Genomic DNA, 19,394 nt, shown 5'->3' with positions numbered 1-19,394 from the left:
TGCAGTACGTCGAAACGCATGTGCAGATCACCGCCATCCCGCCAGGCAGGATCACGGACGAGGAGTGAACCGGGACAACTGCTGCCGCACCAAGGCGACCGAGTTCGAGTGGCAGCCCGACGGTCGACAGCTAAGACTGAGGCAGCGGTTTGGGATACGGACAACAGATCCCGATCCCGTGGCTTCCGGACCACTCGCTCCGGCCATCGAAACCGCGAGTACAGGGCACCGACCGTAATGGCGACGGCGCTCGAAAGTTCCTCAAGGAGCTCGCATGGAGGATCAACCCCTCGACGTCTTGACTCCCGGGCCGGATGAATCCGCAATCGGTACACGCAAGTACACCGGCCCGGAGACCGGCATCGAGAAGAGCCTCGCCGAAGTGCTGGCTGACGTCATGTGCGTGGAATGGGTGTCTGTCGACAGCCATTTCTTCGATGACCTCGGCGCCAACTCATTGGTAATGGCTCATTTCTGTGCACGCGTCAGGAAGCATGCAGACCTTCCCTCGGCGTCGATGAAGGACATCTACCGGTACCCGACGATCCGCAGTCTGGCGACGGGGCTCGCGAATGCCGCGCCCGTCGAGCCGTCGGTCCCGGTGCCGACCGGGGTGGTGGCGCCGGCCCGCACGGCGGTATACGCCCTCTGTGGAATCCTGCAGTTCCTGCTTTTCCTGGGGTACTCATTCCTCGCCGGACTTGTCGCCGACCGAGGCTATGCATGGGTCTCCGCCGGATCGGGTGTCATCGATATCTATCTGCGGTCGTTCGTCTTCGGAGGCGTCGGCCTCGTCGCTCTGTGCACCTTCCCCGTCGCGGCCAAATGGCTCCTCATCGGCCGGTGCAGACCAAGCGAGTTCCCGGTCTGGGGTCTGACCTATCTGCGCTTCTGGACCGTCAAGGTGCTGATCCACGCCAACCCGATGGTCCTCTTTGTCGGCAATCCCCTGTACGTGCTGTACCTGCGAGCGCTGGGCGCACGGATCGGCAGAGGCGTCACGATCCTCTCCCGCAACGTTCCGGTCTGCCCCGACCTGCTCACCGTCGGCGCCGGCACGGTGATCCGCAAGGACTCGTTCTTCCTCTGCTACCGGGCGCAGGCCGGCCGTATCCAGACCGGCCGGGTCACCCTGGGCCGGGACGTGTTCATCGGCGAGAAGACCGTGCTCGACATCGACGTGTCGATGGGCGACAGGGCTCAACTCGGCCACACATCCACGCTGTACAGCGGTCAGGCGGTCCCGGCCGGCCAGCGCTGGCACGGGTCCCCGGCACAGCCCACACAGCACGACTACCTGAGGATCGAGCCGGCCGAATGCGGCACGCTGCGCCGGGTCGGATTCGGTCTCATCACCGTGCTTCAGTTGCTATTCCTCTACGTGCCACTGATCGTCGGGGGCGCGTACATGCTGGCAACCCTGGTTCCGGCGCTGCACGACCGGCTGGGGCCGGGCACGGGAGGGCTCACGTCGCCGGATCTCGTCGTCGACGCGCTGGTCCTTTCCCTGCTGCTGTTCTTCGGCTTCGTCGTCGTGGGCCTGGCAGTGATGTTCACCGTTCCGCGCCTGCTGAACCTGGTCGTCAAGCCGGACAAGGTCTATCCGCTGTACGGGCTTCATTACTCGGCGCACCGGGCGATCGGGCGCATGACCAACATCAAGTTCTTCACATGGCTGTTCGGTGACAGCTCCTACATCGTCCACTACTTGCGCGGCATCGGATACGACTTGTCCCAGGTCGAGCAGACAGGGTCGAACTTCGGCACAGAAGTGCAGCACGAGACCCCGTTTCTGTGCTCGGTCGGGAGCGGGACGATGGTCGCCGACGGGCTCTCCGTCATCAACGCCGACTATTCGAGTTCGTCCTTCCGGGTGTCCCGGGCCTCGATCGGGTCGTACAACTTCCTCGGGAACAACATCGCCTATCCCTCGGGGGCCAGAACAGGCGAGAACTGTCTCCTCGCGACGAAGGTGATGGTTCCGCTCGAAGGCGAGGTGCGCGAGGGGGTGGGACTGCTCGGCTCGCCGTGCTTCGAGATTCCCCGGTCGGTCGAGCGCGACTCCCGGTTCGACCACCTGCGCACCGGCGACGAGTTGCGCCGCAGCCTCGCTGCGAAGAACCGCTACAACATCCGCTCGATGGTCTTCTTCCTCCTCGTGCGGTGGCTGCACTTCTTCGTGCTCACGGTTTTCGGCCTGGCGAACGCCGAACTGTACGACTCCTACGGGCATGTGATGATCGCCGCGTTCCTGGTGTTCAGTCTCGGATTCACCGCTGTCTACTTCGTACTGGTGGAGCGCGGCATCGCGGCATTCCGCAGGCTGCGACCGCAGGTGTGCTCCATCTATGAGCCCTACTTCTGGTGGCACGAGCGCCTCTGGAAGGTACCCGACACCTACCTCAACATCTTCAACGGAACGCCTTTCAAGAACGTGATCTGGCGAATGCTGGGGGTTCGGATCGGCAGCAGGGTCTTCGATGACGGCTGCTATATGACGGAGCGGACGCTCACCACCGTCGGAAACGACTGCACGCTCAATGCGGGAAGCAAGATCCAGTGCCACTCGCAGGAGGACGGCACCTTCAAATCCGATCGCAGCACGCTCGATGCCGGCTGCACCATCGGTGTGGGAGCCCACGTTCATTACGGCGTGACGATGGGCGCCGGCGCGGTGCTCGCACCCGACTCCTTCCTGATGAAGGGCGAAGAGGTCCCCCCGCACGCACGCTGGGGAGGAAACCCCGCCGCGGAGATGCGAGACGCCCCCCATCAGCCCGAGGCGCTGACGCGGAAGGGGTAGCGGCTCGGCCCTTGTCGGCGCGGCAAAGCACGGTAGCTGAGGCGATTGGAGAGAGACGGCCAGATGGGAACGCAAGTGAAGGCCGACCGGGAATTCTGGCGCGATGTGCTCGTCGCCGGAGGAATCACCGAAATCCCGCGGTGGACGCTCAATCCGGTGAAGGGCGTCGGCGAACACGAGGCGCCGATCCCGGACGACGTCGTGGCGGCGTTGGGCCGACTGGCCAAGGACCTGGCGGTGCCGCTCGACTCGGTGCTGCTGACAGCGCACGCCAAGGTGCTCGCCGCGCTCTCCGGCGAGCACCAGGTCTCGACCGGATATGTCGGTGCGGAGGGCGGCCGGCCGCTGCTCTGCCGGCTGACGACGGAGCCCGACTCGTGGCGGACTCTGCTGCTGGACGCGCATCGGGTCGCTTCGGATCTGCTGACGCACCGGAACTTCCCGGTCGACGAGCTCAGGCGCGAACTGGGCCTGGCCGAGCCGTCGATCGAGGTCGTGTTCGATCCGCACGGCATGGGCGGCGAAGTCACCGGTGACACCATGCTGTGGGTGGGGTTCTCGCAACGCGGCGGCCGCCTCGCGCTGCGGCTGCGGTACCGGACCGACGCACTCGACGAGGAATGCGCCGTCAGGATCGCCGGTTACCACCTCACCGCACTCGCGCTGATCGCCGCCGATCCGGACGCCGGGCACGAGCGGCAGAGCCTGCTCTCCGCCGAGGAACTCCACTTCCAGCTCGAAGAACTCGCCGGTCCGCACCGGGAACTGCCGGACCACCGGTTCCACGAACTGTTCGAGCAGCGGGCGGCGTCACACCCGGACGCCGTCGCCGCGGTGCACGGGGATCTGCAATTGACGTACCGAGAACTCAACGCGCGTGCCAACCGGGTGGGACGAGCCCTGCTGGGGCGGGGGCTGCGCCCTGAGGGTGTCGTCGCGGTGGTGACCGAGCGCAACCTGGACTGGATGGTCGCCGTCCTCGCGGTCTTCAAGGCCGGCGGCGTGTACCTGCCCATCGAGCCGCATTTCCCGGCCGACCGGCTCGCGACCATGCTCTCCCGTGCCGCATGCGAGCTCGTGCTGACCGAACCCGGCAGCACCGGCACTCTCGACCAGGCCCTCGGCCCACTGCCCGGGGTCCAGAAGCTCTTCGTCGGCACAGCCTACGAGGAAGACCATGCCGACGATGATCTGGCCGTCCACGTCGCACCGGACCAGCTCGCCTACATCTACTTCACTTCCGGCTCCACAGGTGAGCCCAAGGGCGCGATGTGCGAGCACGCGGGCATGCTGAACCACCTCTACGCCAAGATCGACGACCTGGAGATCGGCGAGGGACAGGTGGTCGCCCAGACGGCACCCCAATGCTTCGACATCTCGCTCTGGCAGCTGATGTCCGGGCTCCTGGTCGGGGGACGGACCCTGCTGGTGGAGCAGGAGGTGATCCTCAACGTCCAGCGGTTCGTCGACAAGATCATCGACGGCCGGGTCGCCGTCCTCCAGGTAGTGCCCTCCTACCTGGACGTGGTGGTGTCCTGGCTGAATCAGCACCCCCGCGAGCTACCGGACCTGCGGTGCGTGTCGGTCACGGGCGAGGCGCTGAAGAAGGAGCTCGTGCAGCGCTGGTTCGCCGCCCAGCCCGGGATCAAGCTGGTCAACGCCTACGGGCTGACCGAGACCTCGGACGACACCAACCACGAGGTCATGGACCGCGCGCCCGACGGAGACCGGGTCCTGCTGGGGCGCGCGGTCAACAACGTTCACGTCTACATCGTCGACGAGCACCTGATCCCGGTGCCGCTCGGAGCCCCCGGGCTGATCGTCTTCTCCGGCGTCTGCGTCGGCCGCGGATACGTCAACGACCCCGAGCTCACCCGGCAGGCCTACCTGGCCGATCCGCACCGTGAGGGCGCCCGGCTCTACCGGGGCGGCGACTACGGCCGCTGGACGCCCGGGGGAAGGCTGGAGTTCCTCGGCCGCCGCGACACCCAGGTGAAGATCCGCGGCTTCCGGATCGAGATCGGCGAGATCGAGAACGCCTTGTTGCAGGTGCCCGGTGTTCGCGACGGTGCGGTCGTGGTCGCCGAGCGGGCCGACCAGAGCAAGCGCCTGGTGGCGTTCTACTCCGGTCGGCGGCCGGTCGAGGTGGACGTGGTGCTGGACCGGCTCGGTGAGTCGCTGCCGGCGTACATGGTCCCGTCGGCCTTTCACTGGCGGGAGACTCTGCCGCTGACGGCCAACAGCAAGATCGACAGAAGGACTCTGCAGGCACTCGCCGGAGAACTCGATGTCATCCGGGACGACTTCCGCGCGCCGGTCACGCCGGCCGAGAAGCAGCTGGCGGCCGCATGGGCGAAGGTGCTCGGCATCCCGCAGAACCAGATCGGACGGCGGGACCACTTCTTCGACCGGGGCGGTACGTCGCTGTCGGCAGTGAAGCTGGCCATCGTCCTGGACCGCGCGGTGTCCCTCAAGGATGTCACCCGTCACCCGATCCTCGCCGATCTGGCAGGGCTGGTCGACGGCAGGCCCGGGCGGCGTGCCGGGCTGCTTCAGCCGCTGTCGGAATCGAACGGTGCGCAGAACTCCGCCCTGGTGTGCTTCCCCTACGCCGGCGGCAACGCGGTGAACTTCCAGCCGATGGCCAGGGCGCTGCCGGACGGTGGGCCGGCGGTCTACGCCGTCGAGCTGCCCGGTCACGACGTGGCCGCCGGGAGCGAGCCGCTCGCGCCGATGACGCAGGTGGTCGAGCAGGTCGTCGACGAGATCACCGGGCGTGGTCCGACCAGGGTCCTGCTGTGGGGCCACTCCTCGGGCGCCGCGTGGGCCGTGGAGACTGCCAGAAAGCTGCGGGAGCGCGGGGTGGACGTCCAACGGGTGTTCCTCGGCGCGCAACTGCTCGGTGACGCCGACGACCGGCGCGCCGCCATCGCCGAGCTGACGGGGCGGAGCGACGCCGAGATCGCCACGGACCTGAGCACGGACAGCGGCTGCAGCGCACTCGGTGAGCTGGGTGCGCAGCACGCCGAGCACGTCGGCGCCGCGTACCGGCACGACTGCGTGTCCGCTCACCGCTACTTCACCGATGCCCTGGAGAGCCCGCCCGCGCAGAAGCTGTCCGTGCCGGTCACCGTGGTCGTTGCCGCGGACGACCCGAGCACGGCGGAGTACCCGCGCCGGTACCTCGACTGGCAGCTTCTGGCCGAGCAGGTCGACCTGCACGAGCTCGCCGACGGCGGCCACTACTTCCTGCGTACCCGTCCGGCCGAGACAGCCAAGGCTGTTCTGCGGGCCACCGAGTTGTTCGCCTCTTCCTGAGTATCAGTCGAAAGGAGATCGAGATGTCGTCCACATCCACGGCGTCGCTGGTCGACGTGGAACTGGAATCCGGCAAACCCCCGCGCCTGAGGGCCGAGGCCACCGGAGACGCGCCCGCCTGGGCGGCCGAGCACCGGGAGACGCTGCGCGCAGTCGTCGCCGAACACGGTTCGGTCCTGGTCCGTGGCCTCGGGCTGCGTGACGCGGCCGAGACCGCAGCCGTCTTCTCGAAGCTGGCCACCGGTCTGATGACCGAGCAGGAGGCATTCGCGCCCCGGCAGACCTACTCCGACGGGGTGTACTCCTCATCGAAGTGGCCGCCGAACCAGCCAATGTGCATGCACCACGAACTGAGCTACACGCTGGAGTTCCCCGGCCTGATGATGTTCGCCTGTCTCAGCGCACCCACCGACGGCGGGGCGACCGCGGTGGCCGATTCACCGACCGTTCTCGGGGCACTGCCCACCGAGTTGACCGAGCGGTTCGAGCGCGAGGGCTGGCTGCTCACCCGAAGCTACAACGACGAGATCGGCGCGTCCGTCGCCGAGGCATTCGGCACCGACGACCGGGGCGCCGTCGAGCGCTACTGCCGCGCCAACGCGATCATGTTCGAGTGGCAGCCCGATGGTGGACTACGTACCAGACAGCACCGCAGCGCCGTGGTGCGCCATCCGGTCACCGGCCGACGCTGCTGGTTCAACCAGATCGCGTTCCTCAACGAGTGGACAATGGCCCCCGAGGTGCACGAGTACCTGGTGGACGTCTACGGCGCCGACGGGCTGCCGTTCAACACCCGCTTCGGCAACGGCGACCCGATCGGCGAGGATGTCGTGCAGCTGATCACCGGCGTCTACGAGGCGAACACCGCACGCGAACCGTGGCAGGCCGGCGACCTGATGGTCGTCGACAACGTCCGCACCGCGCACAGCAGGGAGCCCTTCGAGGGACCGCGTGAGGTGCTCGTCGCCATGGCCGATCCGGTGCGTCTGGAAGACTGCTCGCCGACCGTGAAGGTGACCACGCGATGACCACCGTCGATTCCACCCCGAGAGAGCCCGCAACGGTCGCACCGATCACCGTTCCACCGTTCGCGGTGATCTCCGGTGCCCAGGTCCAACGCACGCTGCACAGATGCGAGAAGCGGATCACGGAACTGGTCGAGGCCACCTACCGGGCGCACGGCGCCGGTGATTCGGTGAACCCGCCGTCGTACTTCCTGCGCTTCCCCGACCGCCCGTCCTCCCGGATCATCGCGCTGCCCGCCTCTATCGGCGGGAAGGCACGGGTGGACGGCCTGAAGTGGATCTCCAGCTTCCCGGACAACGTGACGGCAGGCATCCCCAGGGCGTCGGCGGTGCTGATCCTCAACGATCCCGACACCGGCTACCCGTTCGCCTGTCTGGAGAGTTCGATCATCAGCGCCACCCGGACGGCCGCGTCGGCGGCGTCGGCGGCCGACTGGCTCAGCCGCGACCGGCCGCGACCGACACGTGTCGGGTTCTTCGGGGCGGGTCTGATCGCCCGCTACATCCACACCTTCCTGGCCGGCACCGGCTGGTCGTTCGACGAGATCGGCGTACACGACCTGTCCGCCGAGAGCGCGGCAGGCTTCCGGTGCTACCTGGAGCAGTCGGAGACCGTCGGCCGGATCACCGTGCACGACAGCGCCGAGCAGTTGATCCGAAACAGCGACCTGGTCGTCTTCGCCACGGTCGCCGGTCAGCCGCACGTCAGTGACCTGTCCTGGTTCGCACACAATCCGCTGGTGCTGCACGTGTCGCTGCGCGACCTCGCGCCGGAGATCCTGCTCGCCTCGACCAACATCGTCGATGACGTCGAGCACTGCCTCAAGGCCGACACGTCCCCGCATCTGGCCGAGCAACTCACGGGCAACCGGGACTTCCTGCACGGCACGTTGGACGACGTGATGGCGGGACGGGTAAAGGTGCCGACGGACCGGCCGGTGGTGTTCTCGCCCTTCGGCCTCGGGGTGCTCGACCTCGCGGTGGGAAAGTACGTGTACACCGAAGTGGCCCGCTCCGGAGAGTTGCACGTCGTCGACGACTTCTTCCACGAAATGAGCCGCTACGGATGAGCCGGCCGGGAGTCGCAGGCGGCTCCTTCGAGGCTGAGCCCGGAAGAGCACACCAGTCACGTCGCAGCAAGTCCTGACGCACGAGACAGCGGCCGCTGACACAGGGCCCTGTCCCGCCGGTTGGAGACACGGTCTCGCCCGCACAGGCGAGGAGCCCGCCCTCGGCCGGACGACTCCGAAAGTGCCCTGCTCCAGACAGAGGAGACCATGGTGCCCGTCATTTCCACTCCCTACGGCTTCAACGAAGAGAACCTCTATGTCGACCTCCGGTCGATCTTCGGGCATTCGCTCTTCCTGAAGTGTGAAGGCTTCAACTTCGCCGGCTCGATCAAGTTGAAGGCCGCGACCGCGATGGTGGAAGCCGCTGAGCGGGATGGAATCCTGACACCGGAATCGATCCTGGTCGAGTCCTCGTCCGGAAACCTCGGCGTGGCGCTGAGTGTGATTGCGGCGAGCAAGGGCTACCGGTTCCTGTGTGTGACGGACTCCCGCGGCAATCTGTCGAACAGAATGATGATGGAGGCGTTGGGCAGCAAGGTGCACGTGCTCGCCGAACCGCGGGCAGACTCCGGATTTCTCGGCGCCCGGCTCGACTACCTCCGTGCGTTGTGCGCCTCCGACGACCGATATGTGTGGCTCAGCCAGTACACCAATCCGAGCAACTGGAAGGCGCACTACCGTACGACCGCGCCGGAGGTCGCCCGGCAGTTCCCGCGGCTGGACGTGCTGTTCGTCGGAGCCGGCACCACCGGGACCCTGATGGGCTGTGCGCGCTACTTCCGGGGATGGCACCGACCGGTGCGGATCATCGCGGTGGACAGCGTCGGCTCGGTGTCCTTCGGCGGTTCGCCGGGCCCCCGGATGATTCCCGGCCTGGGCATGAGCATGCGCCCGCCGCTGCTCGACGAGTCCTATGTCGACGAGGTGATTCTTGTCGAGGAGGCGGACACCATACGTGCCTGCCATCGTCTGGCCAGGCGCGGATTCCTGTTCGGCGGCTCCACCGGCACGGTAATCAGTGGCGCAACGGACTGGCTGGCCCGGCACGACGCGAGCGAACTCACCGCAGTGGCCGTCGGCCCGGACCTCGGCGAGCGCTACCTCGACACCATCTACCAGACCAACTGGCTGCAGGATCTCTATGGTGAGGACGTGCTCGACTCCGACAAGGAGGCCGCCCATTCCTGGGCAGCCGCCCCTCCTCCGACAACACGGTAGGGCCGTCGGCCGGGCGCGACGCTCGGGATCCCTGTATCGCCGACGCTTTTGAGGAGCGGTGTTGAGCCATTCGTGTTGTGATCGATGACGGAGGAGGCAACACAGTCGGAACGGGAGGAAACCATGGGTGCGAAACTGCGAGCGCGAGACATCATGTCCGGCGACGTGCAGTGTGTCGGCGCGCACCAGTCGCTGTTCGACGCGGCGAAGATGATGCGCGATCTCAACGTCGGTTGCCTACCCATCTGCGGCGACAACAACAGGCTCACAGGCTTGATCACCGACCGTGACATCGTCGTAAAATGCTGCGCCGAGGGCATCGACCCGGCAACCGTGCAGGCCGGATCACTCATGGCCAGGGTGCACTGGATCGATGCCGAAGCGGACGCGGGCGATGTCCTGACAACCATGGAGGAACACCAGATCAAGCGGTTGCCGGTGATCGATGTCCAGGGTGGCCACCGCCTGATCGGCATGATCACGGAGGCAAATCTCGCGAAGAACCTCAGCGACGAACAGATCGCCGAGTTCGCGAGCCGCGTGTACGCGAGCGCCGGGATGTCCGGCCGGTCCGGGGACTGAGGTCTCGCCGACCCCCACAGGCTCCGGCCCGGGGTGTGATCTGTGCTGTCCGACGGGGCCATGGAGTCCATCGTGTCGGTGTGCCGACCGGACTCGTCGGGTGCCGGATCCGAGCCGTTCTCACCACTCTTCGGCGTGGTCGTACAGAACGATCGCGGCCGTTCAGCCGTCGGCTTCCATGGCCTGGAGCAGCATCGGTAGCGAGGAGTGCAACTCACGCTGCCAGTACGGCCAGCCGTGGGTCCCCGGTCCGTAGAAGTTGGTGGTCACGTGCTTCCGCGCCCCTGCGTTCGAGCTCGCTCGCGAGAGCGTGGTTCTGCCTGTTGAAGTCCGCCTCCAGCGCGCTCGTGCTGCCCGGCGGGTCCAAGGGGCCGGTGGTGCCGTCACCGCACGACAGGTAGACGGGGATCGGCGTGAGGCGCCGGTGTTTCCGGATCGAGCCGGGTCAGCCCCGGTCCGGCAGGATCAGCAGTGCGTCCCCTACGGGGCGTTCACCGGCCGCGTCGGACGGGTTGTTGATCACTTCTCCGTCGACCACCATCGTGGTCGACCCGCCGCCGTCGAGGTTGACCGCGTCGCGCAGGCCGAGTGCCCTGGCCACGGCGGCGCTCTCGGGAATGCTCAGCCCGAGCGCATCCGTGCTGCGTCCGTCGGCGGTGACGAACACGGTCCTGCCGACGGTGTCCACCCCGGCGAGCGTGCGTGGATTGCGCTTGTGCACCCAGCCGTAATAGAAGCTCGCGTTGCCGGGCTGCACGGGCACCGAGGGGGACAGGAACCGGCCGCGTGGCCTTGGCTGCTCGCCGTCTCAGGGAGTGGATCTCATGGACAGCGCCGTCGTTCGTCCAGCTACCTGCAGTCACCGCACCGCCCTTCAAGTTCAGAAGTCCCCAGCCACTCGTTGGCAGGCGGCACTGAGATTTCTGCAGGTGGATGACCTCCGCCGCCGGACGCATGGCGGCGTAGTACACGCAGCCGAAGAAGGCGTACAGGTGAGGGCCACGGCCCGGTAGGGCCTTGACGGCGGCAAGCAGTCGGGCGCCTGAGCCGGGTTCGGCACGCGGTCGGGATCGGCTTCGTCGGCGTCACCGCGTCGTCCCGATCCACGAGTCCGATGACGGCAGGCCACTGTCGGCCCCGAGGAGCATGGTGCCCGTCCTGGACTCGACCAAGAGCCTGCACGCCGGCCAACCGCCCACGACGAGAAGCGGCGTCGGCGTATTCCGCCCGCGGAGATGGCCTACAGCGGTCAGTACTCCGTCAACCCGCTCGCCGGGGTCTCCTTCCGGGGGATTCGCGTGCAACTCCCGGCCGTTCCGGGCCTGGTCGCCCGGCTGTCGTGGCGGACCGACCGGTGCGCCGTGCAGCTGCTGCTCCTGCACACAGACGGCGCGGACGGTACACCCGGCGCAGAACAGACCATTGACTCCACTACCGCCATCAGCCAGCCGTCCCTACAACCGTCTGCTCTCCTGACGGGGCAGGGCGGGTGACCTGTCCCGCCGTGGAGTGGCGCTCGTGGGGAAGCTCGCAGTGCGGGTGTTCAGGATGGAGCCTGGGTGGAGGGGATGGGCGGAAGCCACGCGGGGGTGTTGTGGCGGAAGCTGTGACCGATGGGGGTGATCTCGGAGACATTGTCCAGGGCCGAGACACAGATTCCGAGGTACTCCTCACCGTCGGCCGCCGCCCCGAGCGGCGTGCTGCACACGGGGCAGGACCAGCGCTCCATCGTGGGCCAGGACCGGTACGAGCGGGGTGTCCCGGGTCCGGTCCAGCTGAAGGCGGTCCGACGGAATCCGACCCAGGCCATGAGCGGTCCGCCGGACAGGCGGGCGCAGTGGGGACAGGCGCATACGTGGGGGTCGTAGGGCTCTCCGGCCGCTTCGAACCGGATGTGTCCGCACAGGCATCCGCCGGTGGACACCTCTTGGGCGGGTGTCTCGTCGTTCGGCACGGGGGCTCCTCGTCAGGGTCGTTGCGCGTGTCGGCTCGCCACGGGCGGCAGTGGGGCGGGGTCCGGGGCGGGTGAGTGCGCCTCGGGGTCGGCAGCCTGGCACGCCCGTTCCGCGGCCGAGGCGCGACCGCACAGAATCGGGCCATTGCCGCCCCCGTGACGCCGCGTGGCGCCCACTGGATGGCGCAGTCGCTGCACGGGTCGGCAAGGGTTTCAGGTTGGCCGGAAACCCGCGGCGGATACGGCCGAAGGGGTGACCATCCATCGAACGGAGACGTTTCAGATGCCCCGCCCCCGCGCGCTCGGCATGAACGGCGGAATTCGCACAAAAATCCAGAATCCCCTCCGCCGTCACCCGTTACGGCGAGCCGTGAGCCACGTTTTTTAGTGCACCAGTGCCACACCGACGCCCAGACGGAGGACGCCATGCACCCCAGCCCCGCCCCCACGAACCGGCCTCCCGAAATCGAACGGCCCGGCCCGATCACGCTCGACTCCGACAGCATCCGTACCGCAGCAGGCCCGGATACGGGGTGGGACGCATGAGCGAGCCCGATGAATCAGCCCGCAAGGTGCCAGGACCGCGCACCATCCCTTCCAGGAACGGCGCAGCCACGACGCCCGGCCGGCCGGCAGGTGCTACGAGCGGCTCCTCCCCCAAGACCGAGCCCGCGGCCGATGTCTCCGCCCCGCAGATGCGGTACGTCGATGTGACCGGCAGCCGTGAAGCGGCCGGGCGTTCCATCCGGATGCGTGACATGGCCCGGCGCCTGCCCCAGTTGGTGCGTCGCTCACTGGCTCTGGCCTGGCAGGTCGACCGGCGGGCGACCATCGGGCTCCTGCTGTGCCAGGCCGTCGCCGGCGTGATGCAGGCCCTGGGCCTGGTCGCCATCGCCGGCACCTTGACGGCACTGCTGAGCAGCGGGGACGTCTACCACCGGCTTCTGGAGGCGTGGCCGTCGGTGGCGCTGCTGGCGGGTGCCTCCGGTGTGCGTGCGCTTCTCGGGATCACTGTCAGCTGGTTGTCCTCCCGGCTGGGCCCGCTGATGTCGCGGGAGGCCGAGCAGATGCTGCTCACCGGCTGTGCCGGGGTGGAGCTGTGCGCCTACGACGAGCCCGACTTCAACCGTGACCGCGAGGCTGCCGATCGCGGGGCTCAGGTCACCGGGGATCTGATCGACGAGGGCCAGGACCTGATCGCGTCGAGTGCCAGTTTCCTCGCCGGTGCCGTCGTGCTGGCCGGTGTGCACTGGGTCCTCCTCCCGCTCCTGGTGGCGGCCAGCCTTCCGCAGGCGCTGGCCCAGGTCAGTGCCGCCCGGGTGCGGTACCTGGCGAATCTGCGCAGCAACGGTGACAACCGGATGCTGTCGGTGCTGCGGTGGCACATCTTCACGAGGGAGGCTGCGGATCAGATCCGTGCCGGCACCATGGCCGCGTTCCTGTCCGGCCGGTACCGGCAGACGGTTGCCCGGATCAACCGTGAGGACCGGGCCGCGGCCGACACGGGTGCCCGTATGTCTCTGGTCGGGGCGCTGTGCGGTGGCGTGGGGTCCGCGGTGGTGTGGTCGGCGGTCGTGTGGTTGCTGGCCAACGGCCGTATCAGTGTCGGGCACGCGGGGACGGCCGTCTTCGCTCTTCAGACGGTCGGGCAGTCGGTCCGGGGGCTTGTGGCCGTCGGGGCGCGCGCCGTGCGCACCGGCCTGTACATGGACGACTGGAGTGGATTCCTGGACAAGGCTGGCGGGTTCCGCCTGCGCCGAGGTTCGCACCGTCCGGAGGCGCCGGAGAAGATCGAGATCAAATCGGTCACCCACCGTTACTCGGGCAAGGACGGCAACGCGCTGTCCGACGTGTCGCTGACCCTGCGCCGCGGTGAGGTCACCGCTCTGGTCGGATTCAACGGCTCGGGAAAGTCCACTCTGTCGAAGCTGGTCAGCGGCCTGTATCTGCCCACCGACGGGCAGGTGCTATGGGACGGCGTACCTACCGGCGACGCCGACCCCCAGGCGCTGTGGGAGCAGGTGGCCCTGGTTCCGCAGGACTACGCCCACTGGCCGCTGACCGTACGCGAGAACGTGACCCTGGGGCAGCCCACGGCTCGCGGTGACGTGGCAGTGCGTGAGGCGTGCGAGGCTTCCGGCGCCGATGAGGTCGTCGACGGGCTCGGTGCCGGGCTGGACACGCTCCTTGCCCGTGAATGGCTCAACGGGGAGGAGCTCAGCGGCGGTCAGTGGCAGCGCATCGCCCTGGCGAGGGCGTTCTTCCGGGAGGCCGGGCTACTGGTTCTTGACGAGCCGACCGCGAATCTCGATCCGCGCGCGGAGTTCCGGATTTTCCAGCGACTGCGCGACCTGGCCCGGGACCGGGTGGTGTTGCTGGTGACCCATCGCATCACCAATGTGCAGGTGGCCGACCGGATCGTCGTGCTCGATGAAGGCAGGGTGGTTCAGGAGGGCACCTACCAGCAGCTCGCCCAGCAGCCGGGGCTGTTCCAGCAGTTGCTGTCCTACCAGGTCTCGGCCGAGCCGGACGGCGAGAAGGACGGTACACGCACATGAGCCGGCCCAGTGCCCTCGCAGATGCCCGCGCCGGCAGGAACTCGCCCACCACCCCGCGCTCTTTCGACCACCCCGCCCTCTCCCGAGGTGATGACGTGCCACCTACCCGTTCCCACATTCGTACGACCGCCGAGGCGTATCTGGACCGGTATCCGGATGAGCGGGAGGCTCTGACCGGGTTGCTGTCCGTCCTGGACAGTATCGACGACCCGTGCAGTCGTGCCACGCTGCCCGGCCACGTCACCTGCAGCGCGGTCATCATCGACCGTGATCGACGCGTGCTGCACATCGGCCACAGGGGCACTGGGCTGCTCCTCGTCCCCGGCGGCCATGTCGAGGACGACCGGACGCTTCTGGCGGCGGCGCTGCGGGAAGGGTGCGAGGAGACCGGGATCCGCCCCGGGGATCTGTGCCTGACCCCGCAGTTCCTCGGAGCGCCGGTCGATATCGACGTCCACGACATCGCCGCCAACCCGGACACGGGCGAACCCGCCCACCGGCACTTCGACTTCCGGTTCGTCTTCTACCTCGCGGCCGGGCAGCCGCCGCCGCTCGTGCTCCAGGACGAGGAAGTCTCCGGCGCCCAGTGGCTTGCGTTCGCCGACGTCAAGTCCCCGACGCTGCGCACCAAGCTCCTGGATGCCGGGGCCGCCCATGGGCTCGACGGGTAGCCTCACCCCCTCAACGCATCCGTTCTGGTCCATGACGGGCACGGTCGCTATCTGCTGCATCTGAGGGATCAGCGTGACGGCATTTGGCAGCCAGGGGCATTCGCGCTCATGGGCGGCGGCCGCGAAATGGGTGACCGCTGCCTGGAGGCGACGATTCGGCGGGAGCTCGGCGAGGAAGCACCCGGCCTGAAAGTCGCGGACCTGGCGCCGTACGCCGTGGAGGAGGCGACAAGCCTCGACGGACTCGCCGTCCCCATCCAGGTCTACACAGGTCTCTGGAGCGGTGATCCCGACGCCGTTGGCCTGCAGGAAGGCGTGTTGCTGCGGTGGTTCGCCCCCGGCATGCTGGACCGGCTGCGTCTGAGCCCCGACCTCGGCGACCTGATCCGCCGGCACGTGGCCGAGCATCCCCCGGCAGGCGGGTCACCGACCAGTGTGAGTCTGCTGCGAGACGAGGCGCCGGAGGGAACCGAGCTCCACATCGTGGGTGTCCACCTCTACCTCGAGGACGAGCAGGGTCGGATCCTCCTCGGCCGGCGCCACCCCAACTCGAAGTACGCACCCAACCAATGGCACTTCTTGGCCGGGCACTGTGAGCGGGAGGAAGCGGTCAGCTGTCTGGCACGGGAAGCCGAGGAAGAAGCCGGGCTGATCGTCAAGTCCGGGGACGTCGAACTCGTCCACCTGGTCCACATGGTCGACTCACCGTCCGCGCGGCCCCGGATCGGTGTCTTCTTCCGGGCCCGCACCTGGTCCGGCACCCCGCAGGTCCTGGAGCCCGACCGGTGTGTGGAGTGGCGGTGGTGGAGTCCGGATGATCTCCCCGCCGAGATCGTTCCCTACACCCGAGCGGCCATCGACGGCATCGGCCATGGCCGCCTTTACACAGCGACCGGCTGGTGAGCACCGATGACAGCTCCGCAACCGATGTCCGGGTCTTGGCCCGAACAGTGCCCTGCCCCACCACCGTTGGCCCGGCATGACGCACTGTGGACGGCGGACTGTGCCGGAGCGCGGCAGGAGATGGTGGCGCGTCTTGAGGCATCGGGCGATCTCCGGCCCGGACCCGTGCGCGAGACGCTGCTGGTTCTGCGCCGCGAGGTGCTGATGCCACAGTCCTACATGCGGCGTTCCGCGGACGGCGAGAATCCGCGGCGCTGGGACTTGCTGGACTGGGAGGTGCCGCAGGACCGTGAGGAACTCCAGAAGGTGCTGTACGGCGGGGCCAGTGTGCTCGTCCAGCGCGACGGGGAGCCGCTTCTCGGCCGGGCGCGCGGATCTCGGTCGGGGGCGTCGATCACGTCGGTGTCCACGGTGACAGGCGTGACTGCCTCGCTGCTGGACGAGCTGGATCTCCGGCCCCGTCAGCGGGTGCTGGATGTCGGCACGGGCGCGGGAGTGACGGCCGCGGTGGCCTGCCAGGTCTGCGGCGACCAGGGGGTGGTCACTCTCGACCGGGACCGGCACCTCACGCAGGCGGCCGCGGCACGGCTGGCCGACCTCGGTTTCCGGCCGGAAGCGGTGTGCGGGGCGGGGGATGAGGGCTGTCCGGCCCGTGCACCGTTCGACCGGATCTTCGTGTCGTACGCGGTGGCAAGTGTGCCGCCCGCCCTCGTCGAGCAACTGGCGCCCGGGGGCCGTCTGCTGGTGCATGTCACCAGCGTCTCGCCCTCGTGGCCGGCCCTTGCCGTCGTCGAGCGCACCCTCGATGGTCATGTCCAGGCCGAGCTGCGGGCCGTGGAGTTCGCCCACCGGGCAGGCCACGGCCTGGAACAGATCTGGCCTACCGAGGGGTTCCGGCAGCGCATCACCGCCGAGCCGGCCACATGGACGCAGCGGAGCATGCTGCCTCCGCCCGCGGACACCGACCGGGGCCTGTGGCTGGCGGCCGATCATCTCCTCGGTGGCCCGGTGCGGGACTTCGGCGCCGAGAACCTCGTGATCGGTGCCCCCGGCTGCGGGTCGTGGCTGCGCGCGGAGCCGCTGCAAAGCGAGAACGTCTGCTGCACCGGCGCTGCCAACATCTCAGCGAGGGCCAGAGCAAACCGGACCACACTCTCCAACGAATTCTCAGAACCCAGAACGATCAACCATCTGACGGAATGGTGGCATTGGCCATATGGCGACCGGCACCGGGCACTGCAGACAAAACAGCCCGCCACTCTTTACGGCCCCGCCGAAATTCCGTAATGGCACCGTCCCGCCTTTTCACGAACGAGGAGCGATCTGTGGGATACACCCGGGCCGACTGGTCCGAGCACTACAGCGAGGGCCGTGGCTTCCGAGGACTCGGGGACGAGGAAAGGAGTTTGCTCGTCAAGCACGCGCCGGCCCCGAGGGCGGCCGCGCCCTGGATGCCTGCTCCGGCACTGGCGAGCTGGCGGCGTACCTTGCCTCGCTCGGGTACAGCGTCGACGGCGTCGACTTCGCCGAAGGCGCCCTGGAGCGGGCTCGGTCGGAGCATGCCGGCGTGGAGGGGGTGCGCTGGCTGTGCCTGGATATGGAACACGACGATCTGACCGACCTGGCCGAGGACGGGTACGACCTGATCACCCTCCGGCTGTCCATCGCCTTCGTCCGCGATCGTGCCAGAGTGCTTCACCGTCTGGCCGCCCTGCTGCGTGAGGAAGGCGTGCTCGTCGTCATCACGCCGATCACGGAGAACACCTCGTCAGAGCGGCGCCACATCGCACTGGACGAGAATGAACTCGCGGCCCTCACCGACGGGTTCGAGAACGTCGAGCGGTTCGACGCGGCGGGCCTGGCGGTGCTGGTCCTGCGCGGCACAGGCGGGTCCTTCAGCGCACAGGAGAAGCTGCGGCCCGCCCCGCAAGCGGTCCTCGGTGCCGCGGTCGTGGTCACCGACGCACACGGGCGGGTGCTGCTGGGCCGCTCGACCCGGGGAATGTGGGAACTGCCCGGCGGTTATGCAAAGTGTTCGTGGATGTCTCACCTCGCTCCTGCCGAGACTTCCTCTGAGCTGGGCGTTAGTTATGTTCATGGTGATCCCGATGTCTCAAAGGACCCATGGACTACTTCTTCACGTCACGCAGCAAGGTACGTCGTTTCTACGAGCCGATACCCGAGATGGGTCTGGACGGAGCTCAGTACACGAGCCGAGACAAGGCCCTGAAGGACGGCACCCCGTTCTTCCTCGGGCCGGACATGCGGCCCAGGGAGCCTCACTGTTCGTTCTTCTTCGAACTGGCCAAGACGCTTGAGGCGAAGTCCCTGCAGGACTACGCCTACGACTTCCTCGACCTGGACGACTTCCTGGCCAGGTTGGACCCGCCGGCCGACGTTTTGTCGGCTGATGAGGACGATCTGATCGCCTACCGCGACTACTGCACCGAGTACCGCGATGAACCGATGGGTCCGGCAACGTGGAAGCGCCGGCGGGCCACGATCAACCGCTTCTACGACTGGGCCGTCGACGAGGCGAAGGTACTCGATCGGCGCCCGTACTACCGCAAGAAGAACGGCAGGGACATTCTGTCCTGGGGTTCGACCACCCAGCTGGACGTGCGCCATCTGACCTTCGAGCAATGGTGGTTCCTGGACCGGGTGGGCCTTCGCGGACTGCTGCCCGACGGGTCGGCCGACCCCTCGTTCCGCTCCGGGCACGCGCTGCGGAACAGCTGCGGGGGCAACCTGGCCATCACGACCGGTCTTCGCCTGCGCGAGTTCAGCACCTTGTTCGACATCGAGGTCGGTCCTGCGCGTCGGGACGGATCCGCCTGCGAGGTCGAGCTGGAGGCGATCGCGAAATTCGGCCTGCCCAGGACCGTCGAGGTCCAGGACGCGATGCTGCGAGACCTGGACTGGTACCGGCGGACCGAGCGCGCCAGCTGCATCCGCAAGGCCGCACGGAACCTGCACCGCCAACGCGACGAGCTCTTCGTCGTCGACGACGTCAACCTGCGCACGATGAAAGTCAGCGGAATCCATGAGGGCCGCCGGCGGACCTACACCGTCAAGGCGATGAAGGCCCCGCTGCGACGGATCACGGTCATCGAGGGCGACCACGGGCTGGAGCCGATGGCACTGTTCGTCGGACGCAACGGGCGGATGATCAGCAGCCAGCGCTGGGAACAGGTCTTCGCCGCCGCCCACGTACGGACGCTACGGATCGCCGCCGAGTACGGCCTGCCTCTGGAGATGCCGAGCAGGGTCCGGATCCACGACCTGCGCCACA

13 protein-coding genes and 3 pseudogenes are annotated in these 19,394 nt (G+C 67.8%); 13 read left to right on the top strand and 3 right to left on the bottom strand.

Annotated elements, in window-relative coordinates; genetic code table 11:
• The first annotated feature begins 274 nt into the window (after positions 1-274).
• The 6 genes from EES42_RS34735 (at position 275) to EES42_RS34710 (ending at position 10,016) form a co-directional block, all read left to right on the top strand.
• Positions 275-2,803: a Pls/PosA family non-ribosomal peptide synthetase gene (locus EES42_RS34735; RefSeq protein ID WP_124722256.1), complete on the top strand. Its 2,529-nt coding sequence runs from the start codon at positions 275-277 to the stop codon at positions 2,801-2,803.
• 63 nt (positions 2,804-2,866) lie between these two features.
• Positions 2,867-6,121, top strand: coding sequence for a non-ribosomal peptide synthetase (locus EES42_RS34730; RefSeq protein WP_124722255.1), 3,255 nt, complete (start codon positions 2,867-2,869; stop codon positions 6,119-6,121).
• Positions 6,122-6,144: 23 nt separating this feature from the next.
• Positions 6,145-7,149, top strand: a complete 1,005-nt coding sequence (locus EES42_RS34725; RefSeq protein WP_124722254.1) for a TauD/TfdA family dioxygenase — start codon at positions 6,145-6,147, stop codon at positions 7,147-7,149.
• Positions 7,146-8,216 carry a 2,3-diaminopropionate biosynthesis protein SbnB gene (gene sbnB, locus EES42_RS34720; RefSeq protein ID WP_124722253.1) on the top strand — a complete coding sequence of 357 codons (1,071 nt, stop codon included), beginning with the start codon at positions 7,146-7,148 and terminating at the stop codon, positions 8,214-8,216. Before EES42_RS34725 ends, sbnB begins: the two co-directional genes overlap by 4 nt.
• A gap of 210 nt (positions 8,217-8,426) precedes the next feature.
• A complete protein-coding gene (gene sbnA, locus EES42_RS34715) occupies positions 8,427-9,434 on the top strand; it encodes a 2,3-diaminopropionate biosynthesis protein SbnA (RefSeq protein WP_124722581.1) in 1,008 nt (335 codons plus the stop codon).
• A 123-nt stretch (positions 9,435-9,557) separates the two neighbouring features.
• Positions 9,558-10,016 carry a CBS domain-containing protein gene (locus EES42_RS34710; RefSeq protein WP_124722252.1) on the top strand — a complete coding sequence of 153 codons (459 nt, stop codon included), beginning with the start codon at positions 9,558-9,560 and terminating at the stop codon, positions 10,014-10,016.
• Between the two features lie 162 nt (positions 10,017-10,178).
• On the opposite strand, the pseudogene EES42_RS34705 reads toward EES42_RS34710, so the two are convergent.
• The 3 genes and pseudogenes from EES42_RS34705 to EES42_RS34690 form a co-directional block, all read right to left on the bottom strand.
• Positions 10,179-10,425 (bottom strand): annotated as a pseudogene (locus EES42_RS34705) (esterase family protein); the annotation flags it as partial.
• Positions 10,426-10,461: 36 nt separating this feature from the next.
• Positions 10,462-10,791 (bottom strand): annotated as a pseudogene (locus EES42_RS34700) (phosphodiester glycosidase family protein); the annotation flags it as partial.
• Between the two features lie 768 nt (positions 10,792-11,559).
• The gene (locus EES42_RS34690) at positions 11,560-11,970 is read right to left on the bottom strand and encodes a GFA family protein (protein WP_124722251.1); all 411 of its coding nucleotides are present in this window, start codon (positions 11,968-11,970) and stop codon (positions 11,560-11,562) included.
• Between the two features lie 695 nt (positions 11,971-12,665).
• Between EES42_RS34690 and EES42_RS34685 the strand changes: the two genes are divergently transcribed.
• From EES42_RS34685 to EES42_RS34665, 7 genes and pseudogenes are all read left to right on the top strand, one after another.
• On the top strand, positions 12,666-14,528 hold the full coding sequence (locus EES42_RS34685; protein WP_124722580.1) for an ABC transporter ATP-binding protein: 1,863 nt from the start codon (positions 12,666-12,668) through the stop codon (positions 14,526-14,528).
• A gap of 95 nt (positions 14,529-14,623) precedes the next feature.
• The gene (locus EES42_RS47680; RefSeq protein ID WP_346775437.1) at positions 14,624-15,199 is read left to right on the top strand and encodes an NUDIX hydrolase; all 576 of its coding nucleotides are present in this window, start codon (positions 14,624-14,626) and stop codon (positions 15,197-15,199) included.
• A 15-nt stretch (positions 15,200-15,214) separates the two neighbouring features.
• Positions 15,215-15,574: pseudogene (locus tag EES42_RS47675) on the top strand (NUDIX hydrolase); the annotation flags it as partial.
• Between the two features lie 21 nt (positions 15,575-15,595).
• Positions 15,596-16,102, top strand: coding sequence for an NUDIX hydrolase (locus EES42_RS47670; RefSeq protein WP_346775441.1), 507 nt, complete (start codon positions 15,596-15,598; stop codon positions 16,100-16,102).
• A gap of 120 nt (positions 16,103-16,222) precedes the next feature.
• Positions 16,223-17,389, top strand: coding sequence for a methyltransferase domain-containing protein (locus tag EES42_RS34675; protein ID WP_241196787.1), 1,167 nt, complete (start codon positions 16,223-16,225; stop codon positions 17,387-17,389).
• Positions 17,319-18,332, top strand: a complete 1,014-nt coding sequence (locus EES42_RS34670; RefSeq protein WP_206433757.1) for a bifunctional class I SAM-dependent methyltransferase/NUDIX hydrolase — start codon at positions 17,319-17,321, stop codon at positions 18,330-18,332. The genes EES42_RS34675 and EES42_RS34670 overlap by 71 nt, the downstream gene beginning before the upstream one ends.
• The coding region (locus EES42_RS34665; RefSeq protein WP_124722250.1) for a site-specific integrase at positions 18,227-19,394 on the top strand (1,168 nt) is incomplete at its 3' end. The genes EES42_RS34670 and EES42_RS34665, both read left to right, overlap by 106 nt.

Source organism: Streptomyces sp. ADI95-17 (assembly GCF_003846175.1).
GTDB classification, from domain to species: Bacteria; Actinomycetota; Actinomycetes; order Streptomycetales; family Streptomycetaceae; genus Streptomyces; species Streptomyces sanglieri.
The sequence above is the reverse complement of the archived record's forward strand: the minus strand, read 5'-3'. Positions and strand labels throughout refer to the sequence as shown.

Excerpts from the sequence above, each read along its gene's own strand:
- EES42_RS34710 (WP_124722252.1), top strand. The coding sequence starts at position 9,558 with ATGGGTGCGAAACTGCGAGCGCGAGACATCATGTCCGGCGACGTGCAG.
- EES42_RS34730 (WP_124722255.1), top strand. The coding sequence starts at position 2,867 with ATGGGAACGCAAGTGAAGGCCGACCGGGAATTCTGGCGCGATGTGCTC.
- sbnB (WP_124722253.1), top strand. The coding sequence starts at position 7,146 with ATGACCACCGTCGATTCCACCCCGAGAGAGCCCGCAACGGTCGCACCG.
- EES42_RS34675 (WP_241196787.1), top strand. The coding sequence starts at position 16,223 with ATGGTGGCGCGTCTTGAGGCATCGGGCGATCTCCGGCCCGGACCCGTG.
- EES42_RS34725 (WP_124722254.1), top strand. The coding sequence starts at position 6,145 with ATGTCGTCCACATCCACGGCGTCGCTGGTCGACGTGGAACTGGAATCC.
- EES42_RS34670 (WP_206433757.1), top strand. The coding sequence starts at position 17,319 with ATGGCGACCGGCACCGGGCACTGCAGACAAAACAGCCCGCCACTCTTT.
- EES42_RS34735 (WP_124722256.1), top strand. The coding sequence starts at position 275 with ATGGAGGATCAACCCCTCGACGTCTTGACTCCCGGGCCGGATGAATCC.
- EES42_RS34685 (WP_124722580.1), top strand. The coding sequence starts at position 12,666 with ATGCGGTACGTCGATGTGACCGGCAGCCGTGAAGCGGCCGGGCGTTCC.